Here is a 20,214-nt window from a genome sequence, read left to right as displayed (position 1 = left end):
GGCGGCCGGGTGCGGGGCGGCGGCCGGGTGCCGGCGTGGCCGGGGCGGCCAGGGCGCGGAGGTTCGGGTGCGGGTGGGTGAGGGCGTGCAGCCCGGTGGGGGTGTCGCCCAGGACGGCGATGTCACCCGCCTGATCGGTGCGGAGCACGGTGGCACCCAGGGCCCGCAGCCGGTCCACCGTGCGGGCGGCCGGGTGGCCGTAGGGGTTGTCCGCGCCGACCGAGATGAGCGCCAGCCGCGGGCGCAGGGCGCGGGCCAGCTCCCAGTCCTGGTTCGCCGAGCCGTGGTGCGCCACCTTGAGCACGTCGACCGGCCCCGGCCGGGCCCGGCTGAGCAGCTCGGCCTGGGCCGCCGGCTCGAGGTCGCCGAGCAGCGCGAGCCGCAGCCCGCCCGCGCTGACCAGCAGCGCCACGCTCGCGTTGTTCGCCCCCGGGGTGGCCGGGCCCAACGCGCCGAGCGGCCAGAGCACGTCCCAGGAGAGGCCGGGCCCGGCCGCGCGGTGCTCCCGCGGCGCGGCCCGCAGCAGCGGCACGTGCGCAGCGGCGGCCCAGGCGCCCACCTTGGCCACCTCCCCCGGCGGCTCCGCGAGCGTGGTGGTCTCCACGGCGCCCACCGAGCGGTGCCGCAGCACCCCCGGCAGCCCCTCGCTGTGGTCGGCGTGGAAGTGCGTCAGAAGCACCAACGGCACCCGGGTGATGCCCAGCTCGCGCAGGCAGGCGTCGGCGGCCGCCGGGTCGGGCCCGGTGTCGACCACCACCGCGGTGTCCGGCGTACCGTCCCCGGGGCCACTGCTGACCGGCAGCACCAACAGGTCGCCCTGGCCCACCGAGCACATCACCAGTCGGGCCCCCGCCGGCGGCCAACCGGTGGCGATCCGCACCAGCGGCGCCGGCCGGAGGAGCAGGAGCAGGAAGCCCAGCACCAGCAGGCCGACCGGCACCATCCGGAGTCGTCGACGCGCCGGGCTAGCGGGGGTGGCGTCGACTACCGGGGCGGCCAGCAGGTGGGTGGCGGGGTCGGCGTGGGGATCAAGGAGGCCGGACGAGAGCGAGTGGGACGGAGGGGAGGCGGGAGCAGCTGGGGAGGCGGGCGCCGGCTGCTCGGCCCCGGCCCGGCTGCTGGTTTGTAGCCTGGTCCGCGTCCGGGACAGCAGCGGCGGGAGGCCGTAGCAGGCCGCGATCACGGCCAGTGCCAGGGTGACCACGCCCGGCCAGCCCGGGGTCCAGGCGAGCTCGGCACCGGGCAGTGCCGCGCCGGCCCGGGCCACCAGCGCCAGCCACTCGGTCGGCAGCCCCGCCAGCTCCGCCAGCAGCCGGCCCGCGCTCGCCGAGAACGGGGCGGCCACCAGCGCGGCGAACCCGCCCAGCGTCGCCGGGGTGATCGCCGGCTCGGCGAGCATGTTGCACGGGATGCCCACCAGGCTGACCCGCGGCGCCAGCAGCACGGTGGCCGGTGCGCAGAAGGCCTGGGCGGCCGCGGTGGCGGCGACCCCGCTCGCCAGGTGGTGCGGCCAACCGCGCGCGTGCAGCGCAGCGGCCCAGCGGCGGCCCACCGTGAGCAGCCCCAGGGTGGCCAGGGCGGAGAGCAGGAAACCGTAGGAACGGGCCAGGTAGGGGTCGAGCAGCAGGAGCACCAGCACCCCGCCGGCGAGCGCGGACACCGCCTGCCGCGGTCGCCCCAGGACGAGCGCGAGCAGGGCGAGCAGTCCGGTGGCCGCTGCGCGCAGCACGCTCGGGTCCGGGCGGCAGAGCGTCACGAAGGCGAAGGTCAGCACCGCCCCCAGCAGCGCGGCCAGGCGCAGCGGGACACCGAGCAGCGCCGCCAGACCACCGCGCTCGGCGGTCCCGGCCCGGGCGGGCGCACCGAGCAGCAGCGCCAGCACGATGGACAGGTTGGCTCCGCTGACCGCGGTCAGGTGGACCAGGTCGGTGGTGTGGAAGGCCTCGTCCAGGTCGTCCGGCATCCCGGAGGTGTCGCCCAGCACCAGCCCCGGCAGCAGGGCCCGGGCGTCCGCCGGCAGGGAGGCGCAGGCCTGGCGCAGTGCGGCCCGCAACCGGCCCGCGAGCCGCTGGACCCGGCTGGGCGGGGCGAGTTGGCGGGGCGGCCCCTGGGCGAGCAGCACCGCACCGGTGTCCGGACTCGCCCCGGTGGCGGGCAGCACGCGGACCTCGGCGGCGAGCCGGGTGGAGGGCAGCAGCCCCGCCCAGGCTGCGCTGTCACGCTCCTGGACGATCACCAGGACCGGGGTGCGGACCCGGGTTCCGGCCCGGCCGGCCGCACCGACCCGGCTGACCCGGTCGGCGGTCGCCTCGACGGTGAGCAGCGGCCGGGCCGGGCTGGAACCGCGGGCCCGGGAGGTGCGGCTGCGCGGATCGCCGGTGAGGGTGAGCTCGACGGAGACGGTGGTCCGCGCGGGGGTGGAGGCGGTGGCGGTGGTGGTCGCGGTGGCCGGGGTGTCGGGGGTTCCGGCGGTCGCCCGGGCCAGCGCCGGTAGTGGACCGCGGTGCAGGTCGGCCGTGTGCAGCAGGGTGCAGCCGGCGGCGGTCGCAGAGGTGAGCAGGACGGCGGCGGCCATCGGGGCGAGCGAGCCGAGCGAGGCGCGGGGCACCGCGGGCGGGGCGGCGGCAGTGGGCGCAGGGGCGGTGGTCGGGGCGGGAGTGGTCCGGGCAGACACGGTCGGGGCGGGAGTGGTCCGGGAAGCGGTGGCGGACGGCCGGCGCGGCACCAGGAGCAGCAGCAGCCCGCCCAGAACGAGCAGCCCGATGCCGACCAGCAGGCTCCGGGTCGGCTCGGCGTCCACGGCCAGCAGCAGCGCGGCGACGCACCAGGCGGCGACCGCCGGCGGCAGCAGGCGCAGGTCCGCACGGTTCGGCGGAGCGGGTGGCGGCGACATCGGTCTTCCCCGGGGTGAGTGGTGGTGATGGTCAGGTGGCGGCGGTGATGGTCGGTGGTGGCGGCGCGGTCAGAGGGTCAGCATCGGTTTCAGTTCGGCGAGCTTCCGCTCCCCGATGCCGCTGATCAGCCGGAGCTGGTCCAGCGAGCGGATCGATCCGTGCGCGCTGCGGAAGTCGAGGATGTGCTGGGCCAGGACCGGCCCGACCCCGGGCAGCTGGTCGAGTTGGTCGAGCGTCGCCCGGTTGATGCTCACCGGTGGTCGCTGCCCGCCCGGCGAGGAACCGCCGCCGCCCGGTGGCGCGGTGGCGCCGACCAGCACCTGCTCACCGTCCACCAGCACCCGGGCGAGGTTGAGGGAGTCGGTGTCCACCCCCGGCAGCACGCCACCGGCCGCCTGCAGTGCGTCCGCCACCCGGGCGCCACCGGGCAACGTGCGGACGCCCGGGTGGGTGACCCGGCCGGCGATGTCGACCACCACGGGGGACGGGTCGGCACCGCCGCTCTCCGCGGGCGCCGGGTCCGGCTGGTTCGGTGGCGCGGCGGCTGCGGCGGTGGAGGTGGGCGGGGCGGCTGCGCCGGCCGCGGCGGGGGCGAGCGATCGGGCCACCGGGCGGGGCGAGGCGACCGGGACGGCCACCGCCTCCGGGCGGCCGAACCAGAAGTGCTGGGCCGCATAGCCGAGCGCGAGGAGCAGCAGCACGGTGAGGCCGAGCACCGCCTTGCGGTCGGCGAGGAGGAGCGGGTGCAGGCGCTCGGGCAGGTGCGGGTGGAAGCGCACCCGGCGCCGGGTGCGCAGCACGGGCGGGGCGGGCGGGGCGGGCGGGGTGGGCGAGACGGACGGGGTGGGCTCGGCCGGGTCGTCGGGGAGCCGGGGAAGCTTGGGCGGTCCGGGAAGCTCGGGCGGTTCGGGAAGCTCGGTGAGCCCGGGGTGCTGAAGGAGCCCGGGGACTGCGGAGCGCTCGGCAGCAGCAGGCTGCTCGGCGGCAGCGGGCGCGGCAGGGGTCACGGGGACACCGCGAGCAGAGCTGAGCTCCACCGCGGCACCGGGCCCGGCACGGCGCCCGTAGCCGTGTGGCCATCCGTCAGGCAGCGCGCGGGCTTGGCCCACCGGGCGGGCACCCGGCGCCGGGCTCTCGCCCGGAGCACCCCGTGACTCAGGCGGCGCAGCAAGGGACGCCAGACGCCCCTGGGCGAGGGCGGCGGGTGGCAGCCGGGGCGCCAGTGAACCGGGAGCCGGGCGCACCTCCGGATGAGCCGGCTGTCCAGGTGGGTGCGTGAAGAGCGTGGCCAGCCGCTGGCCGGCGAGGGCCGCGGGTGGCAGCCGGGGCGCCGGTGAAGCAGGGGCCGGGCCCACCTCCGGATGGGCCGACTGTCCAGGTGGGTGCGTGAAGAGCGTGGCCAGCCGCCGGCTGGCGAGGGCGGCGGCCTCGCGGCGGCGGTGGGCGGCTGGGGTGCGCAGACGGTTCATGGCCGTGACGGTACGGAGCCGTCCGATCACCCGTCAGTCACGCCCGCAAACCTGTGGATAACCGGCCCTTGTGGACAACCCGGCCCCCGGATTGACCGATCATCAGCCAGCGCCGGGCCCCCGACGCGACGTCACCCCACCGCCGGCGCCACCACCACGGCCAGCAGCCCCGGCCCCACGTGCGTACCGATCACCGCACCCACCTCGGTCAGCAGGACCTCGCGCACCCCGGGCACTCGCTCGCGCAGCCGTGCCGCCAGCGGCTCGGCGCGGTCCTCGGCGGCGAGGTGGTGGACCGTGATGTCGACCTCCTGCTCCCCCGCCCGCTCCACCGCGAGCTCTTCGAGCCGGGCGATCGCCCGCGCGGCGGTGCGGACCTTCTCCAGCGGCTCGATCCGGCCGCCCGCCAGGTGCAGCAGCGGCTTGACGGCGAGGGCGGAGCCGAGCAGCGCACGGGCGGTGCCGATCCGCCCGCCGCGGCGCAGGTGTTCGAGCGTGTCGACGTAGAAGAAGCCCGCGGTGCCCGAGGCCCGCAGCTCGGCGGCCGCGGCGACGGCGGCCAGGTCACCACCGGCGGCACGGGCGTCCGTGGCGGCCAGCACCGCGTAGCCGAGCGCCATCCCGACCAGCCGGCTGTCGACCACCCGGACCGGGACCGGCGCCTCGGCGGCGGCCAGCCGGGCGGCCTCGACGGTGCCGGAGAGCTCGGCGGAGAGGTGGATCGAGACCACGCCGCTCGCACCGCTCTCCGCGGCCGCCCGGTAGGCGGCGGCGAAGGTCTCCGGGTTGGGGCGGGAGGTGGTCAGCCGCTCCTTGGCGCGCAGCGCCTCGGCCACGTCCTTGGGGGTGATCTCGACCCCCTCGGCCAGCACCTCGTCACCCAGCACCACGCTCAGCGGGACGACCGAGATCCGCTGCCGGTCGACGGCTTGTTGGGGCAGGTAGGCCGTGGAGTCGGTGACGATCGCGAGGTCGGCGGGCATGTGCCGGAGGGTACTCCGCCGAACCGGCCGGGGACAGCCGAGTCCGGCGGGCCACCAGCGGAACGGTGCCCGGTGGGGCGCCGTCAGTTCGCCGACGAGCCGGTGTTCGGCTTGCGGAGGCGCTGCCCGAGCCGGGCGATCGGCTCACCGAGACCCAGTACCTCCTCGGCACTCAGCCGACCGTTCCGCGCCGCGAGCGCCAGCCGCTCGGCCACCGACGGGCTCGGCTCGCCCGGCGCACCCGCAGCTGCCCCACCCGCAGCGGACCCGCCCGACGCACCCGACGCAGACTCGCCCGCAGCAGACCCGCCCGACGCACCCGCAGCAGACCCACCCGCGCCAGACCCACCCGCGCCAGACCCGCCCGACGCACCCGCCCCGCCCCGGTCCCAGTGCCGCAGCGCCCCCGCCTCGCTCTCGCACTCCTCGCTCAGCCGGCTCAGGTCGTCCGCCGCGAACCGGTGCATCCGGTCCTGCGCCGCCCAGCGCATCGACTCCGCGGAGTGGGTGATCCGCTCGGCCCGCTCGCGCAGTTCGGGCAGCTTGGCGGTGATCCGCACCGGGTCCGGCTCGCGCTCCAGCAGCCGCAGCTCGGCGTCCAGCTCGGCCGCGTGCGCGTCGAGGCGGTCCAGCAGGCGCAGCGACTCGGCGAGCTGGCCGTCGGTGGCGACGCCGCCGGCCAGCACGTCACGGGTGCTGCCCAGCGCGGTGCGCAGGGAGAGCCGGACGGCCGCCAGCTCGCCCACCGGGCCGGGCTTGGCGTAGGTCTTCGCCTTGAGGGTGACGTTCTCCACCGCGCGGCGGGCCTGGGCCTCGGTCTTCTCGACCTTCGTCACCACGGCCTTGGTGGCCTTGACGGCACCGACCACGAGCAGCACGACCAGGGCGGTCAGGAACAGCCCCAGCAGGATTCCCAGTGCGCCGATCGCTTCCATCAGAGTGCCGCCTTCCACCGGACCGGGCCCGCGCTTGCCGCGTCTTCGGTTCCACCGTAGCCGCCCGCGGGGGCCGCGGACCCCGGAGCCGGGGGTGGATCAGGGTGCGCTCAGGGATGTCCCTGACCCCGCACCACCCGGTCCCGTCCCCCGCCCTGTGGTCCCCTCCCCCACCGGGGTCCCCTCTCCCACCGGTGCGCCCAGTCCAGCCGCACGCAGCGCGCGCTCGTCCCAGACCGGGGCGACCGCCGTGACCTCCGGTCCGTGGCCCAGGCGGTAGACCAGCAGGGTGCGCTCGAAGGTGATCACGATGGTGCCGTCCTGGTTGAACCCGATCGTCCGGACCACCACCACGCCGACGTCGGGCCGGGAGTCGGACGGGCGGACCGAGAGCACCTCGGACTGCGAGTAGACGGTGTCGCCCTCGAACACCGGACTGGGCAGCCGCACCCGGTCCCAGCCCAGGTTGGCCATCACGTGCTGCGAGATGTCGGCGACGCTCTGCCCGGTGACCAGGGCCAGGGTGAAGGTCGAGTCCACCAGCGGCCGGCCCCAGGCGGTCTGCGCGGCGTAGTGCGCGTCGAAGTGCAGCGGGGCGGTGTTCTGGGTGAGCAGCGAGAGCCAGCTGTTGTCGGCGGCCAGCACGGTCCGGCCGAGCGGGTGCCGGTAGACGTCCCCGACCGCGAAGTCCTCCAGGTAGCGGCCGCCCCAGCTGACCGACGGCGGATTGCCGGACGGGCGCGGGGGGTCGGACGGGCGCGGGAGGTCGGCGTCGGAGCTGGTGGGCATCGGGGTACGTCCTCTTCGGTCGGCGACTGCGTGCCTGCGGTACGGCGGTGTCGGTGCGGCGGTGTCGGTGCGGTGGCGGACGGCGGCACCGGGGATGATGACGACTGACGAGCCGTCATCATCCCCGGTGCGCGGCGAGGTCCCGGCCGGCGCCTCAGACCTCCGCGTGCAGCGCCGATCCGCCGGAGGCGCCGCTGCTCACGTTGATCACGTGGCTGTGCGGGTCGTCGGACCGGGTGGCCCGGGCGGTCACGCCGCCGTAGCCGCTGCTGACGGTGAAGACCCCCCAGACCACCAGCCAGGGCTCCGGCTCGCCGTCCTCGCCGGGGAACAGCTCGGGGACCGGGTGGATCCGGCGCTGCAGGGTGAACGGGCCGTCCATCGCCTCGCCCAGTGCGGTCGCCCAGTCCTCGTCGGTCACGTCGGGGTGCCAGCCGACCAGCACGCCCTGGCCGCCGTGCAGCGAGGTGGGCTTGAGCACCAGCTCCTCGCGGTGGCCCAGGGCGTACTCCAGCAGGTCGACCGAGCTGCCGTCCTCGAGGCTGACCAGGCCCTCGCGGACCATCCGGGTCCACGGCAGGGTGCGGTCCAGGCTGGCCAGCTCCTCGGAGCTGAACAGGTGGCGGTTGGCCTCGTCGGACAGCATCGCGAGGGCGCCCTTGCTGGCGTAGACCTCGGCGTCCAGCGGGGTGAAGATCTTCACCTCGCCTCGCTCGACGGCGGCCAGCACCGGCTCGAAGAGCGCGGGGGCCTCCGGCGAGGAGACCAGGTCCTCCAGCATGAAGAGCCGGTAGACCACGTCGACCCGGCGGCCGTTCAGCCAGATCCCGCCGTCCCGGGCCTCCAGCTGGCCGACGTGGCAGGCCTCGGCCTCGATGCCGCTCTTGGCCCAGTTGGCGGTGACGTGGTGCAGGTAGGGGCCGAGGTCCTCGAAGCTGGTCGGCCAGTCGGTCAGCGCGATGAACGGATTGCCCTCGGCCGTGGTGCCGGTCTCCGCGTAGAGGGTGTTCATCTGCTCGACCGCGGTGTCCAGCAGGCTGAGCTTGTGCTCCTCGGCGAACTCGGCGAGGCCCGGGTGGGTGAGCAGGGCGCGGCTCAGCTGGGCGTTGTCCACGCCGCCGAGGGTGCTGCCCATGTTGAACTCCATCAGGCGGAAGCCCGAGGCGTCGGCGTACATGTCGGCCCGGGTGAAGCGGGTGGGCTGCGGCGCCCGGCTGCGGGCGACCGCCGCCGCCTGGACCTCGTCCATGCCCACGGCGCGGGCGAAGGCGGCCAGGTCGCCGCCGAAGAGCCGGTCCGGCAGGCTGGTCAGCGCGGTCCGCACGTTCTCCACGTCACGGTGCAGCTGCTCCCGCTCGGCCGCCTCCAGGAAGAGCGGGCGGGAGAGGTAGCGCCCCTTGTAGAGGGCGTTGAGCATCTCCGAGTCGGGCTGCGTGGCGATCAGTTCGGCGGCCTTGTCGCCGCGGCGCCGGACGTGCTCCAGGTACAGGTCCGTGAGCTTGTTGCGAGTCATCGTGTGCGGACCCTCCCAGGTCCTGCTCCGGGGCCGGCGCGCGGCCGGCCCCGGAGCCGTGTAGTGGGATCAGACCGTTCCGCTGAACGTGTCGTCCAGATAGGTGTTCAGTGCCTGCGCGTCGCGCCCGGAGGACAGGAAGCGGCTCCACGCCTGCCGCTCGTGGTCGATCGCCCCGAGCTCCCAGACGCAGTAGGTGCCCCGGTGGGAGTCGAAGGCGCGACCGGGCAGGAAGCCGGCCCCGTCCGTGTAGTAGACGGTCGCCCAGAGCTCGTTGCTGCCGCGCCAGGTGGTGACCAGCAGGTAGTGGAACAGCTCCCCACAGCGGTGCAGCACCACGAACCCGACCTCGCGGTCGAAGGCCAGCCGGCCCGCCGCGGCCTCGGCGGCCAGGTGCTCCCGGGCCGCCGTCGCCACCTCGGCCGGCACCGGCTGCTGCGCGGGTGCGATCTCGTACCACTTGAAGTAGCCGCCGGCGACGGCCAGTTCGGCGCCCGGCCGGCTCACCTTGGCGCGGTGCAGGTAGTCCGCGGGGACGCTGCCGCCGGTCGGGATCGCGGGTCGCTCACTCATGTCGCCCCCCGCACCTAGGAGATGAACTCGAAGTAGCCGTTGGGCGAGTAGTCGAACCCGGCGGTCTTGAACCGCTCGCGCGGCACCGGGTACCCCGCCTTGAGGTACTCGCGCAGGAAGAACCGGCCCTCGGTGGTGTCGATGCCGAGCGCGGTGGAGACCTCGTCCGCCGGGACCTCGGTCTGCCGGGCGTACTCCATCAAGGTGTTCTTCAGGCCCGAGCCGTCGGGCATCCGGACCTTCGGACGGTCCGCGATGTACGCGGGGAGGCTGTCCTTGAAGGCCTGGCGCAGCACCCACTTCTCCACGCCGTCACGGATCTTGAGGGACATCGGCACCGAGTAGCCGAACTGCAGGACGAACCGGTCCATGAACGGCACCCGGGTCTCGACCGAGTTCAGCATGCTGGTGCGGTCCACCCGCTGCAGGTCGGTGCGGTGCAGGTTGCCCACCCGGTAGCGCATCAGCGCCAGCGGGTCCGGATGCTTCTTGAACAGGTCGTAGCCGGCCAGCACCTCGTCGCTGCCCTCACCGCACAGCGCGACCTTGAAGCCGTGCTCCTTGACCAGCCGGTAGGCGAAGTAGGCGACGCAGGAGTCCATCACGTCGATCGCCTCGAAGAACTCGGCCCCGAAGGCGACCTCCCCGATCGCCTCGACCAGGGCGTCCCGGTCCAGGTGGGAGACCACGTGCGGGATGCCGTTCTCGGCGCAGTACCGCTTGGCCACCTCGATGTCGGCGGCACCCTCGAAGCCGACCGTGAACGCGGTGACGTTCGGGTGGAAGCGGCGGGCCGCCTCCAGCACCACGGCGCTGTCGATCCCGCCGCTGAACAGCACGGCCACCGGCAGGTCGGTGTCCACCTGCTTGCGCACCGCGTCGTCGAAGAGCTCGCGGTAGCGGGCGACGACCTCCGCCTCGGACAGCTCCGGCGGCTCCTCGCTCAGCTCGAAGTGCCGCACCGGCGCACCGCCGTTGAGCAGGTAGCTGCCCGGCGGCACGGTGTCGATCTCCTCGACGTAGCCGAGCAGGCACTTCTGCTCCGAGGCGAAGTAGTGCACGCCGTCCTTGACCGCGTGGTACAGCGGCTTGATGCCGATGTGGTCGCGGGCGGCCAGGAAGTCACCGGTGCGCCGGTCGTGCAGCACGAAGGCGTACATGCCGTCGAGCCGGTCGATGAACTCCACGCCCCACTGCAGGTAGGCGTGGATCAGGATCTCGGTGTCCGAGGTGGTGCTGAACGTGCGGCCCAGCGCCTCCAACTCCGCGCGCAGGTCCTGGAATCCGTAGAGCTCACCGTTGTAGACCACCTCGACCAGGCCGTCCGGGTCGCACTGCGGCTGACGGGCGTGCTCGCGGTCCACGATCGCCAGCCGGTTGGTGCCGAACGCCACGCCGGGGCGGGCGGCGCTCTCCGCGAAGCACTCCTCGTCACCGCGGTGCCGGATCCGCTCCAGCATGACCCGCAGGTCCCGGCTGCGCCGGGCGATCGCCGCCAGGTCCTCGCCGGCCGCCCGCGGGTCGATGATTGCGGCGATGCCGCACATGGGGTCCTCCCTCTGCCGACCTGCGGCCGGCTGCCGAACTACTGCTCGCGGGCCGCGGTCAGGCGGTGACCCGGCCGCCGAGCTGGGTCAGGTGGTCGAAGAAGTCCGGGTAGGTCTGCGCGACGTACTGCGGGTCGTTGATGGTCAGGCCCTCGGCGCTGCGCAGCGCGATCAGGCTCATCGCGAGGATGACGCCGTGGTCGTAGTGGCTGTCCACCTCGACGCCGCCCTTCACGCCCGCCGAGTCACCGTGGATGATGATCTCGTCCTGGCGCTCCTCGGCGGACACGCCGGCCTTCTCCAGCTCGCGCCGGAAGTCGCTGATCCGGTCGCACTCCTTGTAGCGCAGGTGCTCGATGTTGTAGAAGCGGCTGGTGCCGTCGGCGTGCGCGGCCAGCGCGGCCAGCGGCAGCACCGCGTCGGGGGCCAGCGAGCCGTCGAAGTCGCGCGGGACCAGGGTGCCGCCGCCGCGCACCTTGAGGGTGCTGCCACTGGCGGTGATCTCCACGCCGGTCGCCCGGAGGTGCTCCACGACGCCGCCGAGCTCCTCCTCGCGGTACTTCTCGAAGACCACCTCCGAGTCGACCGCGCCGGCCAGCGCGAGCAGCGCGGCGGTGCTCGCCGGGTCGCTGCCGACCTCGTAGTGCGCGGGCTGGAAGTGGTTGCCCGGGGTGACGCTGTACCGCATGATGTCGTCCTCGGCCTTGACCTCGAGGCCGGCCTGGGCGAGCACCTTCAGGGTGGTGTGCACCATCGGACGGGCCTTCAGCTCGTCGGTGACGGTGACCGAGAGCGGCTCGTCCAGCAGGCCGCCCAGGTAGAGCAGGCCGCTCAGGAACTGCGAGCTGCGCCGCCCGGAGATGGTGACCTCACCGGCGTGCACGTTCGACCCGTCCAGGGTGATCGGCAGCCGGCCGTCCTCCTCCGAGGTGACCTTGACGCCGAGTTGGCCGAGCGCGTCCACCATCTCGATGTTGGAGCGCTGGCCCAGCGAGGCCAGGTACGGCGTGTTGAAGGTGGTGCTGCGCAGGTTGGCGGTGGCACCCATCAGCAGGCGCAGCACGATGCCGGAGTTGCCGGGGTTGATGGTCACCCCGTCGCGCAGCCGCTCGGGGCCGGTCACCAGCAGGTTGTTGCCGTCGGCCTGGAAGACCTCGGCGCCCAGGCTCTCACAGGCCTCGATCATGGCGCGGACGTTGTGGCTGTTGGCCACGTTGTCGATCCGGCTGGGCCCCGGGGCCAGCGAGGCGGCCAGCACGGCGCGGGTCGAGGAGCTCTTGGACGCGGGCGGGGTGACCGCACCCGCGAGCCGCTGAACGGGGTGGACGTGAAGCTGCTTGTACTGAAGGAAATCCATCACACACTCCAGATCTCGGGTCTGCCGGGGTCTCAGGTCAGATGGCGGTTTCGAACGCCGCCGTGGTGCTGTCGGTACGGGTCCCGAGCAGCGCCATCGCATCCAGGTAGTCGGGGAAGCTCGCCCGCAGGTGCTCCAGGCCGTCGATCAGCGACGGCCGGCGCGCACCGAGGGCGGCGGTGGCCAGGCTCATGAAGATCCGGTGGTCGCCGTGGCTGTCGAGCTCGACACCGCCCTCCGGGTGCTGCCGGCCGGTGCTGGTGAAGCCGTCGACCGCGCCGTCGGCCCGGTACACCGGCTTGATGTCGCAGCCCATCCGCTGCAGTTCGGCGATCATCACGTCGACCCGGCGGCACTTGTGGTTGTTCACGTGGGCCACGCCGCGCACCGTGACCTCGGCGTCGACGAACGGCACGATCGCGGCCAGGGTCGGGGTGACGGTCGGGATGTTGCTGCCGTCGATCTCGATCCGGCGGGCGGCCGGGTCGGTGCGGCGCAGCCGCAGGGTCTTGGTGACCGGGTCGTGCGTGGTCTCCACCCCGAGCTGGTCGAGGGCCTCGAAGAACTCCAGTTCGGAGCTGAGCCGCGAGGGGTAGTGGTCGCGGACGGTGATGTCCGCGTCGGGGGCGGTGGCCACGGCGCCGGCCAGGTAGGAGAGCGCGGTGAAGTCGGAGGCGATGTGGTGCACCCGGGAGAGGTAGCCGGAGGGGGTGACCCGGTAGCCGGTCGCGGTCCGCTCGACGTCGGCGCCCTGCTCGCGCATCATCTCCACGGTCAGGTCCACGTAGCCCTCGCCGACCGGCTGGTGACCGGCCACCGCGATGTCGACCGGGCGGGCGGCCAACGGGGCGGCCAGCAGCACCGAGGTCAGCACCTGCGAGCTGTGCCGGGTGTCCACCGCGGTCTCGCCGCCCAGGTCGCGCGAGCCGCGGATCCTGATCCGCAGGTGGGCGTCGTCGCTGATGTCCTCGAAGTCGCCGCCCAGGTCGCGGATGAAGCCCAGGTGCTCGACCACCGGCCGGGACCGCATCGAGGTGTTGCCCTCGATCACCGTCTCGCCGGGCACCAGGCAGGCCAGCCCCGCCACACTGCGGAAGTTGAACGCCGAACCGGCCACCGGGATCACCCCGGACGCGGCCCGCAGCGACTTGCCGGCGCCGTCCAGGTGCAGCTTCTGCTCGTCCTGGTGCAGCACCCGCAGGCCGAACTGCCGGGCGGCCTCGAAGAGTCCGGCGGCCTCGGAGGACCAGCCCGGGTTGATGATGCTGCTCGGTGCGTTGGTCAGCAGGCTGAGGATGATGGCCCGCTGCATGTGCGGCTTCGAATACGGCACGAAGGACTCGCCCTTGAGCGCGAATTCGACCGGGTGGACCCGTACCTTCGTCATGATTTCCCGTCTCTGGTCGTTGAGATGAACATTCATCGGTGAGCCGGTTCGGATGTCCGGCACCCGGTATCGGGCCGCACGCACCACTGAACTCGATCGGAAATTGCCTGTCACCAGGTCAGGCCGGTGCAGGAATTGCCACGGCAACTCGCTGCCAATCCGGAAAAGGCGTACTTACCGGCCGAGCGCGGCCAGCACGGCCGCCGCCGCGCGTGAGGCGGCCAGCGCCGTCTTCGCGGCACCACCACTGCCGCCGGTGAACGTGGTTACTCCGGGGGCGACATGACGCAGCCTCAGCCCGGGAACGAGGTGGTAGCAGTCGAAGCCGGCGACGGTGTGCCGGTAGTGCTCCAGACCGTCCGGCAGCCCCAGGACGGCTCCCGCGGTGCGGGCCACCTCGGCGGTCAGCTCCGCCTCCGGCTCGGCCTGTTCGGGGGTGATGTCCCAGCGCTGCGAGGTCAGGCCGAGCAGGGCCCGGCCGTCCTCGGTGCACCGCCCGTAGAGGCCGCTGGCCGCGTCGTAGAAGGTGCCGAGCCCGGGCAGCGCCAGGTCGGCCACGGAGTACTGGATCTGCTTGGTGCGCAGGCCGCCGACGGGCAGGCCGGCGGCCGCCAGCAGACCCGGGGTCCAGGCCCCGGTGGCGAGCACCACCAGGTCGTAGCCGAGCTCGGTGCCGTCCGCCAGTCGGACGCCGGGACGGTCGGTGACCCGCAGGATCCGCTCGGTGCGCAGCACCGCGCCGGTCCGCGCCAGATCGGCGACCACCCGGTCGCGCAGCCGCCCGGGCGAGAGGTACCCGGCCTCCCGTTCCACCACCGCGCGGCTGCCCGCGGTCAGGTTGCGCAGCGGGAACCGCCGGGCCAGCTCCGCTCCCTCGAGCAGTTCCAGGCTGCCCGGCAGGTACCGGCGGACCGCCTCCAGCGCGGCCGCGGGCGGCTCGCCGGCCGGCAGCACGTAGAGGCAGCCCACCTCGCGGTAGTCGGCCCAGCCGCGCAGCACCGGGTCGCCGCGCAGTTCGGCCAGGCTCTCGGCGGCCAGCCCGGCCGCCCCCGGGTCCTCCTCGAAGCCGCGGACCAGCCCGCCGGAGAGTGCGGTCCCGTCCGGTCCGGCCCCGGCCGCCCCGGTGAACAGCTCGACCGGTCTTCGGTGCGGCTCGCGCGCCAGCCGCCAGGCCAGCAGCGAGCCGGACAGCCCGCCGCCGATGATCGCGATGCGCATGCCGGGCCTACTCCTGCGGCTCGGCCGGGTCGAGCCGCAGCCCGACCGCCCCCTCGGCCGCGTCCAGCGCCGCCAGGCAGCCGGCCCGGTCCGCGGCCTCGGCGATCACGTAGGCGTGCCGGGCGATGTAGCCGCGCGGCGGCAGCCGCAGCAGGGTGCCGGGCCCGGCGATCGCGGCGGCCGCCCGCAGCCCGGGCAGTTGCCCGGCCACCGGGAGCAGCACCTCGCGCACCACCCCGTCCTGCGGCGGGTAGGCGAACCGGATGCCGACCGTCGCCGTGCTGCGGTGCGCCAGCTCCGGCTCCCGGCCGGCGGCCACGTCCACCGCGATCCGCGCCGGGTCCAGGCCGGTGGCCAGCTTGCCCAGGTAGGGGATCAGGTCGCCGCCGAGCCGGCCGTTGACCTCGACGATCGCCGGCCCGCGGGCGGTCAGCTTCACCTCGGTGTGGGTGATGCCGTCCCGCAGGCCCAGCGCGCGGTGCGCCGCGGCGAGCATCCCGGTCAGCTCCGGGTCGGCGAGCAGCGGCTCGTCGGCGCTGACCGTGTGCCCGGTCTCCTCGAAGTAGGGCGCGGCGCCGACCTGCTTGTGGGCCAGGAAGAACGGCGTGTACCGGCCCTGGTGCACCGCGCCGTCGATCGAGATCTCCGGTCCGTCGAGGAACTCCTCGACCAGCACCCCGCCCCGGTAGGCCGGGTTGCCGCCCTGGCCGGCGCCCTCGGCGACCGCGAAGGCGGCCGCCAGCTCGGCGGCGCCCGTCGCCCGCACCACCCCGATGCTCGCGCCCATGCCGCGCGGCTTGAGCACCACCGGGTAGCCGAACTCCCCGGCCGCGGCCTGTGCTTCGGCGAGCGTGCCGACGTGCGCGAAGCGCGGTTGGAGCAGCCCGGCCTCGGTCAGCAGCCGGCGGGTGCGGTGCTTGTCCCGGCAGTTGTCGGCGCCCTCGACGCCCAGTCCGGGCAGGCCGAGCGCGGCCGCCACCTCGGCGGTGGCGGTCACCAGGGTCTCGTCGTAGCTGAACACCCCGGCCACCGGGTGGTCGGCCGCCACCGCGGCGGCGGCCTTCACCAGCCCCTCCACGTCGGGCACCAGGCGCTCGGGGTCCAGCAGCGGGACCACGGTGGCGCCGGCCAGGTGCGGGCGCTGCCAGGTCGGCTCGGCGGCGTCCAGCAGCCACAGCGGCCGCCGCGCGGCGGCGCCGGCCAGCAGGTACTCCCGGTAGTCGCGCCCGCCGCTGCCGATCAGCAGGATCAGGCCGTCAGTTGTCGCTGGAGTGGTCATCGGCGTAGTACCAGTCCTCGGGATTGATCGGTCCGTAGGGGTTGAGCGGTTCCACGCCCCGCAGCCGGCGGTCCACCTCGAGCAGCCGGGCCGGCAGGTTCGGCATCCAGATCACCGGGGCCTGGGCGGCGATCCGGTCCTGGAAGGCGTGGAAGTCGGCGAGGTCGTCGCCGGCCAGGGTGCGGTCGATCAGCTCGTCGGTCTCCGGGTCGGCGTAGCTGCCGAAGTTCATGTTGGCCCCGGTGCGGAAGAGGAACTCCCCGGTCGGGTGGTAGCCCGGGCCGTAGATCCAGCCGCCGTTCCAGTTGGTCAGCTGCCAGTCCGGCTTGCCGGTGGTGTCCTCGTCCGCGATCACCCGCTGCTCGGCGGTGGTCAGGGTCAGCTCGATGCCGGCCGCCGCGGCGTCCGTGCGCAGCTTCTCCATGATCCGGGCCAGCGTCGGGTAGCCGACCGCGTAGCGCAGCACCAGGCTCAGCCGGGTGCCGGCCTCGATGCCCTCGCCGGCCAGCGCGGGGTCGGTGCAGACCGCCGGGGTCTGCGAGACGTCCCAGCCGTGCTCGGCCAGCAGGGCCCGGGCCCGCTCGACGTCGAACGGGAAGGGGTTGCCGCGCTGGCGGGGCGAGATGAGCTCGCTGTCCGGCAGCAGCGGGACCGGTCCGGTGGTCCGGTAGCCGTAGCCGTGGTAGACGTCGCGGATGGCGCCGTCCTGGTCCAGCACGCTCTGAAGCGCCTGGCGGAGGTAGGGCTGGCGCAGGATCGCGCCGGCCACCGTCGGATTGAGGAAGTTGACCGGGAAGTAGTTCACCTTGTAGGTGAGTTGGGGAACCAGCCGGTAGTGCTCGGCCAGCGGGTTCGGGCCGCCGCGGGTCGGGTCGTCGGTCGGCTCGGTGACCGACTCCGGTGGCAGGAAGCCGATCTGGATCGCGTCGGGGCCGTGCGGGCCCTGCTCGAGGCGCCGGTACTGGGCCTCGTTGGACTCGCTCGGCACCTGGCGGAACTCGTCCAGCCACGGGCGGTCCGGCCCCGAGTAGGCGTCGTTGGGCACGAACCGCAGCCCCTGCGGACCGTAACCGGCCAGCCGCCAGGGCCCGTTGACCACACCCCAGACCGGGCTTTCGACCCAGCCCGCCCGGTCGTCGTTGCAGGCGCGCAGGTAGCGCCAGACCTCCTCGGCCCGCTCGGGGCGGGACAGGCAGTCGGCCGGCCCCTCCGCGGTCCGGTCCCAGGCGGCGGGCACCGGGGTGACGGTGCTGAGCTGGTTCATCAGCACCCAGCGCTTGGAGTACACCCGGTCGAAGGTGAAGGCGACCCGGTCCTCGGCGACCTTGCGGTAGCCGGTCAGGTTGTCCGGGAAGCAGCCGGGCACGTAGCCGCCGAAGTCGGCCTTGCGCGCCTCGAGCAGCCGCATCCAGCGCAGCACGTCGTCGGCCCCGACCACGCTGCCGTCCGACCAGCGCCAGGGCTTGAGGGTCACCGTGACGGTGCGCCCGTCCGCCGACCACTGCGGCGGCAGCGCGAGGCTGCGCCGCTCGTCCACGCCCGGCTGCCCGCCGCTGCCGTACCAGTACAGCGGTCGGTACAGCAGGGCCTGGAACTCCTGCAGGTTGGTGGTGGTGTAGTACTCCACCGGCGTGAAGGGGAAGATGTACTCGGGCACCACGCCCGGGGTGCAGGCCAGGGTGACCGAACCACCCCGGCGCGGTCGCTCCGCCACGCTCACCGCACCTCTTCCAGGGCCGAGGTGCCGCGCTCGGCATGGGCACCGTACCGTTCCCAGCGCTCGTGCAGCCGGATCCGGCCGTCCGCCAGCAGCTCGGGCCGGCTGACCGAACGGCCGGAGATCACCGCGCCGTCGGTGCGCACCATGGTGTAGCCGAACTCCAGGACGCCGTCGGGCCCGCACAGCCCGCTGAGCGAGCCGTGCCGGATCTCGCCGCCGGAGAACTCGGCCCAGAGCAGGTCGCCCTGCTGGCGGTAGACCGCCTCCGCCCCCTGGCCGGGCGGGATCTCGGCGCTGCGGAAGCGCCGGCCGTGGTAGTCGATCATTCCTCCCCCTCCCCCGCTACCGCGCCCGATCGGCGCCGCGCAGCTCCAAGGTGCAGCACTTGACGGCACCGCCGGCCCGCAGCAGCTCGGAGACCTCGACACCGTGCGGCTCGAAGCCGCGCTCGCGCAGCTGGGCGATCAGCCCGGTGGCCTGCTGCGGCAGGATCACGTTGCGCCCGTCGGAGACCGCGTTCAGGCCGAAGGCCGCCGCGTCGGCGTCACCGGCCAGGATCGCGTCCGGGTACAGCTTGCGCAGCACCTGCAGGCTGCCGGCCGAGAAGGCGGCCGGGTAGTACATGACCTCGCCCCGGGCGAGTACCGAGAGCGCGGTGTCCAGGTGGTAGTGGCGCGGGTTGACCAGGGTCAGGCTGACCACCGGGTGGCCGAACAGCTCCTGGGCCTCCTGGTGCGCGGCCGGGTCGGTGCGGAAGCCGGTGCCGGCCAGGATCCGCAGGCCGTCGAAGAGCAGGTCGCCCTCGCCCTCGTTGACCGCGACCGGCTCGACCACCTCGGCCCAACCGGCGTCCTTGAACCACTGCGCGTAGGCCGGACCCTCCGGGATCCGCTCGCCGTAGCGGAAGTTGGCCGGCAGCACCTTGCCGTCCAGCACGGTGGCGCCGTTGGCCGCGAAGACCATGTCCGGCAGGCCCTCGATCGGCTCGATCAGCTCGACCCGGTGGCCGAGCTCGACGAAGAGGTCGTGGATCCGTTCCCACTGGGCGATCGCGACGCCGTTGTCGGTGGGCTTGGCGGGGTCCATCCACGGGTTGATGGTGTAGGTGACGTCGTAGTGGGTCGGCCGGCACATCAGGTAGTGCCGCCGGGTCGCGGTGCGCACAGTGTCCTCCAGCACGGGGTTCCTCCAGGGGTGTCGGAAGCTGATTCGCCGTCAGTCGGCCGTTCGGACCGTGATCCTGGCGGCGAAGTCGTTCATGGTCCGGAATGCCTCCTCGGCGCTGTCCCCGGTGGTGCCGAGGAAGCCGAGGATGTTGTTGCCCTCCGGCGGACGCCGGATGACGTCGCCGGGTGCCGCGGTGATCTTGAGGAAGAAGACCTTCTCGGACTCGCTGATCTCGTCCGGCACGTCGATCCCGACGATCCGGCCGGCCTGGCAGATCAGGCACATCGCCGCCACGTGCACGCCGGTCGGCTGGTAGTGGCGCACCTCGGGCCGCCGCCCGCGGGCCACCTCCATCACCGCGCGGATCGGGCAGTGGTCGGCGGTGAGCCGGGCGATCAGGTCCAGCCCGCCGCCGCCGGGGCGGATGGCGATCTCCAGCAGGTGCGGCTCGCCCTGGTGGAAGCGCACCTCGGCGTGCATCACACTGCGGTGCAGCCCCTGGGCCAGGGCGCCCGCCCGCACCGCCCGGTGCACCTTGACCAGGTCCTCGGCGCTCAGCGAGGTGGGGGCCTGGTGGACGTCGTCGTCGAAGGTGTCGCCCTCGACCGTGACCCGGTCCACCACCGAACCGAGGAAGACCTCGTCGTCCCAGACCACCGCCTCGATCAGGTACTCGCGGCCGTCCAGGTAGGACTCCACCAACAGGCCCTGCGGACCCAGGTCCAGCCCCTCGGCCTCCATCCGGAACCAGGACATGTCGCCGATCCCGGTGGCCGCGTCCGGGTAGCGCTCGCGCATCGCCGCGGGGTCGTCGACCTTGAAGACCAGGTTGCTGGCCGCGCCCAGGGTGGGCTTGAGGATCACCGGGTAGCCGAAGTCCTCGCCCGCCGCCAGCGCCTCGTCCAGGCTGGTCACGAAGCGGTAGGCCGCGTGCGGCGCGCCGCCGCGCTCGTGCGCCCGGCGCATCAGCAGCTTGTTGCGGCTGGTCCGGGCCGCCTCGACGCCCACGCTCGGCAGGCCGAGCGCCTCGGCCACCGCCGCGACGGTGAGCACGCCCGACTCGGAGAAGGTGATCACGCCCTCGAAGGCGTGCTCCGCATGCCACTCCTTGGCGGCCGCGATGATGTCCTCGATCCGCTGCGAGCCCGCCAGCCGGTACCGCTCGGCCGGCCAGAAGTCCTCGGTTCCCTGGCCGTTGAGGACGAACAGCTCGCCCCCGTACTCCTCCACCTGGCGGTACCGCGACAGGTAGTAGGTCGCATTCTGCCTGGCCTCCACGGCGAGCAGTCTCATCCGGTCAACCTCCCTTGGTTGCGTGCCGGCTCTGGGGTGTGGGTGTGGGTGTGGGGTGCGTGGGGCCGGACCGCGGGTCCGGCCCCACGG

General features: G+C 73.9%; 15 protein-coding genes and 1 pseudogene. All 16 read right to left on the bottom strand.

Annotation, left to right across the window (positions count from 1 at the left end; translation table 11 throughout):
* Positions 1-106 precede the first annotated feature (106 nt).
* Positions 107-2,893: pseudogene (locus ACQRUO_RS05710) on the bottom strand (ComEC/Rec2 family competence protein); the annotation flags it as partial.
* A gap of 69 nt (positions 2,894-2,962) precedes the next feature.
* The gene (locus ACQRUO_RS05705; protein ID WP_428314614.1) at positions 2,963-3,901 is read right to left on the bottom strand and encodes a helix-hairpin-helix domain-containing protein; all 939 of its coding nucleotides are present in this window, start codon (positions 3,899-3,901) and stop codon (positions 2,963-2,965) included.
* Positions 3,902-4,494: 593 nt separating this feature from the next.
* Complete coding sequence (locus ACQRUO_RS05700; protein WP_428314613.1) at positions 4,495-5,346, bottom strand: DegV family protein; 852 nt, start codon at positions 5,344-5,346, stop codon at positions 4,495-4,497.
* Positions 5,347-5,429: 83 nt separating this feature from the next.
* Complete coding sequence (locus ACQRUO_RS05695; protein ID WP_428314612.1) at positions 5,430-6,281, bottom strand: hypothetical protein; 852 nt, start codon at positions 6,279-6,281, stop codon at positions 5,430-5,432.
* Positions 6,282-6,380: 99 nt separating this feature from the next.
* Complete coding sequence (locus ACQRUO_RS05690; protein ID WP_428314611.1) at positions 6,381-7,070, bottom strand: MaoC family dehydratase; 690 nt, start codon at positions 7,068-7,070, stop codon at positions 6,381-6,383.
* A gap of 154 nt (positions 7,071-7,224) precedes the next feature.
* The gene (locus ACQRUO_RS05685) at positions 7,225-8,583 is read right to left on the bottom strand and encodes a hypothetical protein (protein ID WP_428314610.1); all 1,359 of its coding nucleotides are present in this window, start codon (positions 8,581-8,583) and stop codon (positions 7,225-7,227) included.
* 69 nt (positions 8,584-8,652) lie between these two features.
* Complete coding sequence (locus ACQRUO_RS05680) at positions 8,653-9,156, bottom strand: hypothetical protein (protein ID WP_428314609.1); 504 nt, start codon at positions 9,154-9,156, stop codon at positions 8,653-8,655.
* A gap of 14 nt (positions 9,157-9,170) precedes the next feature.
* Entirely contained in the window at positions 9,171-10,703 is a 1,533-nt protein-coding gene (locus ACQRUO_RS05675) for an asparagine synthetase B family protein (RefSeq protein WP_428314608.1), read from the bottom strand.
* 58 nt (positions 10,704-10,761) lie between these two features.
* The gene (gene aroA, locus ACQRUO_RS05670) at positions 10,762-12,060 is read right to left on the bottom strand and encodes a 3-phosphoshikimate 1-carboxyvinyltransferase (protein ID WP_428314607.1); all 1,299 of its coding nucleotides are present in this window, start codon (positions 12,058-12,060) and stop codon (positions 10,762-10,764) included.
* A gap of 37 nt (positions 12,061-12,097) precedes the next feature.
* Positions 12,098-13,447, bottom strand: coding sequence for a 3-phosphoshikimate 1-carboxyvinyltransferase (locus tag ACQRUO_RS05665; RefSeq protein ID WP_428314606.1), 1,350 nt, complete (start codon positions 13,445-13,447; stop codon positions 12,098-12,100).
* A gap of 174 nt (positions 13,448-13,621) precedes the next feature.
* A complete protein-coding gene (locus ACQRUO_RS05660) occupies positions 13,622-14,665 on the bottom strand; it encodes an FAD-dependent oxidoreductase (RefSeq protein ID WP_428314605.1) in 1,044 nt (347 codons plus the stop codon).
* A gap of 7 nt (positions 14,666-14,672) precedes the next feature.
* Positions 14,673-15,944 carry an ATP-grasp domain-containing protein gene (locus tag ACQRUO_RS05655; RefSeq protein ID WP_428314604.1) on the bottom strand — a complete coding sequence of 424 codons (1,272 nt, stop codon included), beginning with the start codon at positions 15,942-15,944 and terminating at the stop codon, positions 14,673-14,675.
* Complete coding sequence (locus ACQRUO_RS05650; RefSeq protein WP_428314603.1) at positions 15,922-17,658, bottom strand: ABC transporter substrate-binding protein; 1,737 nt, start codon at positions 17,656-17,658, stop codon at positions 15,922-15,924. The genes ACQRUO_RS05655 and ACQRUO_RS05650 overlap by 23 nt, the downstream gene beginning before the upstream one ends.
* A 2-nt stretch (positions 17,659-17,660) precedes the next feature.
* A complete protein-coding gene (locus ACQRUO_RS05645; protein WP_428314602.1) occupies positions 17,661-17,990 on the bottom strand; it encodes a hypothetical protein in 330 nt (109 codons plus the stop codon).
* Positions 17,991-18,006: 16 nt separating this feature from the next.
* Complete coding sequence (gene ddaH, locus ACQRUO_RS05640; RefSeq protein ID WP_428314601.1) at positions 18,007-18,843, bottom strand: dimethylargininase; 837 nt, start codon at positions 18,841-18,843, stop codon at positions 18,007-18,009.
* A gap of 36 nt (positions 18,844-18,879) precedes the next feature.
* Entirely contained in the window at positions 18,880-20,124 is a 1,245-nt protein-coding gene (locus ACQRUO_RS05635; protein WP_428314600.1) for an ATP-grasp domain-containing protein, read from the bottom strand.
* Between the last annotated feature and the right edge of the window lie 90 nt (positions 20,125-20,214).

The sequence above is a fragment of the Kitasatospora sp. LaBMicrA B282 genome (assembly GCF_050325825.1).
Taxonomy (GTDB): Bacteria; Actinomycetota; Actinomycetes; order Streptomycetales; family Streptomycetaceae; genus Kitasatospora.
This window is presented reverse-complemented; position numbering and strand designations above follow the sequence as displayed.

Coding starts and splice junctions, on each gene's coding strand:
- ACQRUO_RS05700 (WP_428314613.1), bottom strand. CDS start 5,346: ATGCCCGCCGACCTCGCGATCGTCACCGACTCCACGGCCTACCTGCCC.
- ACQRUO_RS05695 (WP_428314612.1), bottom strand. CDS start 6,281: ATGGAAGCGATCGGCGCACTGGGAATCCTGCTGGGGCTGTTCCTGACC.
- ACQRUO_RS05690 (WP_428314611.1), bottom strand. CDS start 7,070: ATGCCCACCAGCTCCGACGCCGACCTCCCGCGCCCGTCCGACCCCCCG.
- ACQRUO_RS05685 (WP_428314610.1), bottom strand. CDS start 8,583: ATGACTCGCAACAAGCTCACGGACCTGTACCTGGAGCACGTCCGGCGC.
- ACQRUO_RS05680 (WP_428314609.1), bottom strand. CDS start 9,156: ATGAGTGAGCGACCCGCGATCCCGACCGGCGGCAGCGTCCCCGCGGAC.
- ACQRUO_RS05675 (WP_428314608.1), bottom strand. CDS start 10,703: ATGTGCGGCATCGCCGCAATCATCGACCCGCGGGCGGCCGGCGAGGAC.
- aroA (WP_428314607.1), bottom strand. CDS start 12,060: ATGGATTTCCTTCAGTACAAGCAGCTTCACGTCCACCCCGTTCAGCGG.
- ACQRUO_RS05665 (WP_428314606.1), bottom strand. CDS start 13,447: ATGACGAAGGTACGGGTCCACCCGGTCGAATTCGCGCTCAAGGGCGAG.
- ACQRUO_RS05660 (WP_428314605.1), bottom strand. CDS start 14,665: ATGCGCATCGCGATCATCGGCGGCGGGCTGTCCGGCTCGCTGCTGGCC.
- ACQRUO_RS05655 (WP_428314604.1), bottom strand. CDS start 15,944: ATGACCACTCCAGCGACAACTGACGGCCTGATCCTGCTGATCGGCAGC.
- ACQRUO_RS05645 (WP_428314602.1), bottom strand. CDS start 17,990: ATGATCGACTACCACGGCCGGCGCTTCCGCAGCGCCGAGATCCCGCCC.
- ACQRUO_RS05635 (WP_428314600.1), bottom strand. CDS start 20,124: ATGAGACTGCTCGCCGTGGAGGCCAGGCAGAATGCGACCTACTACCTG.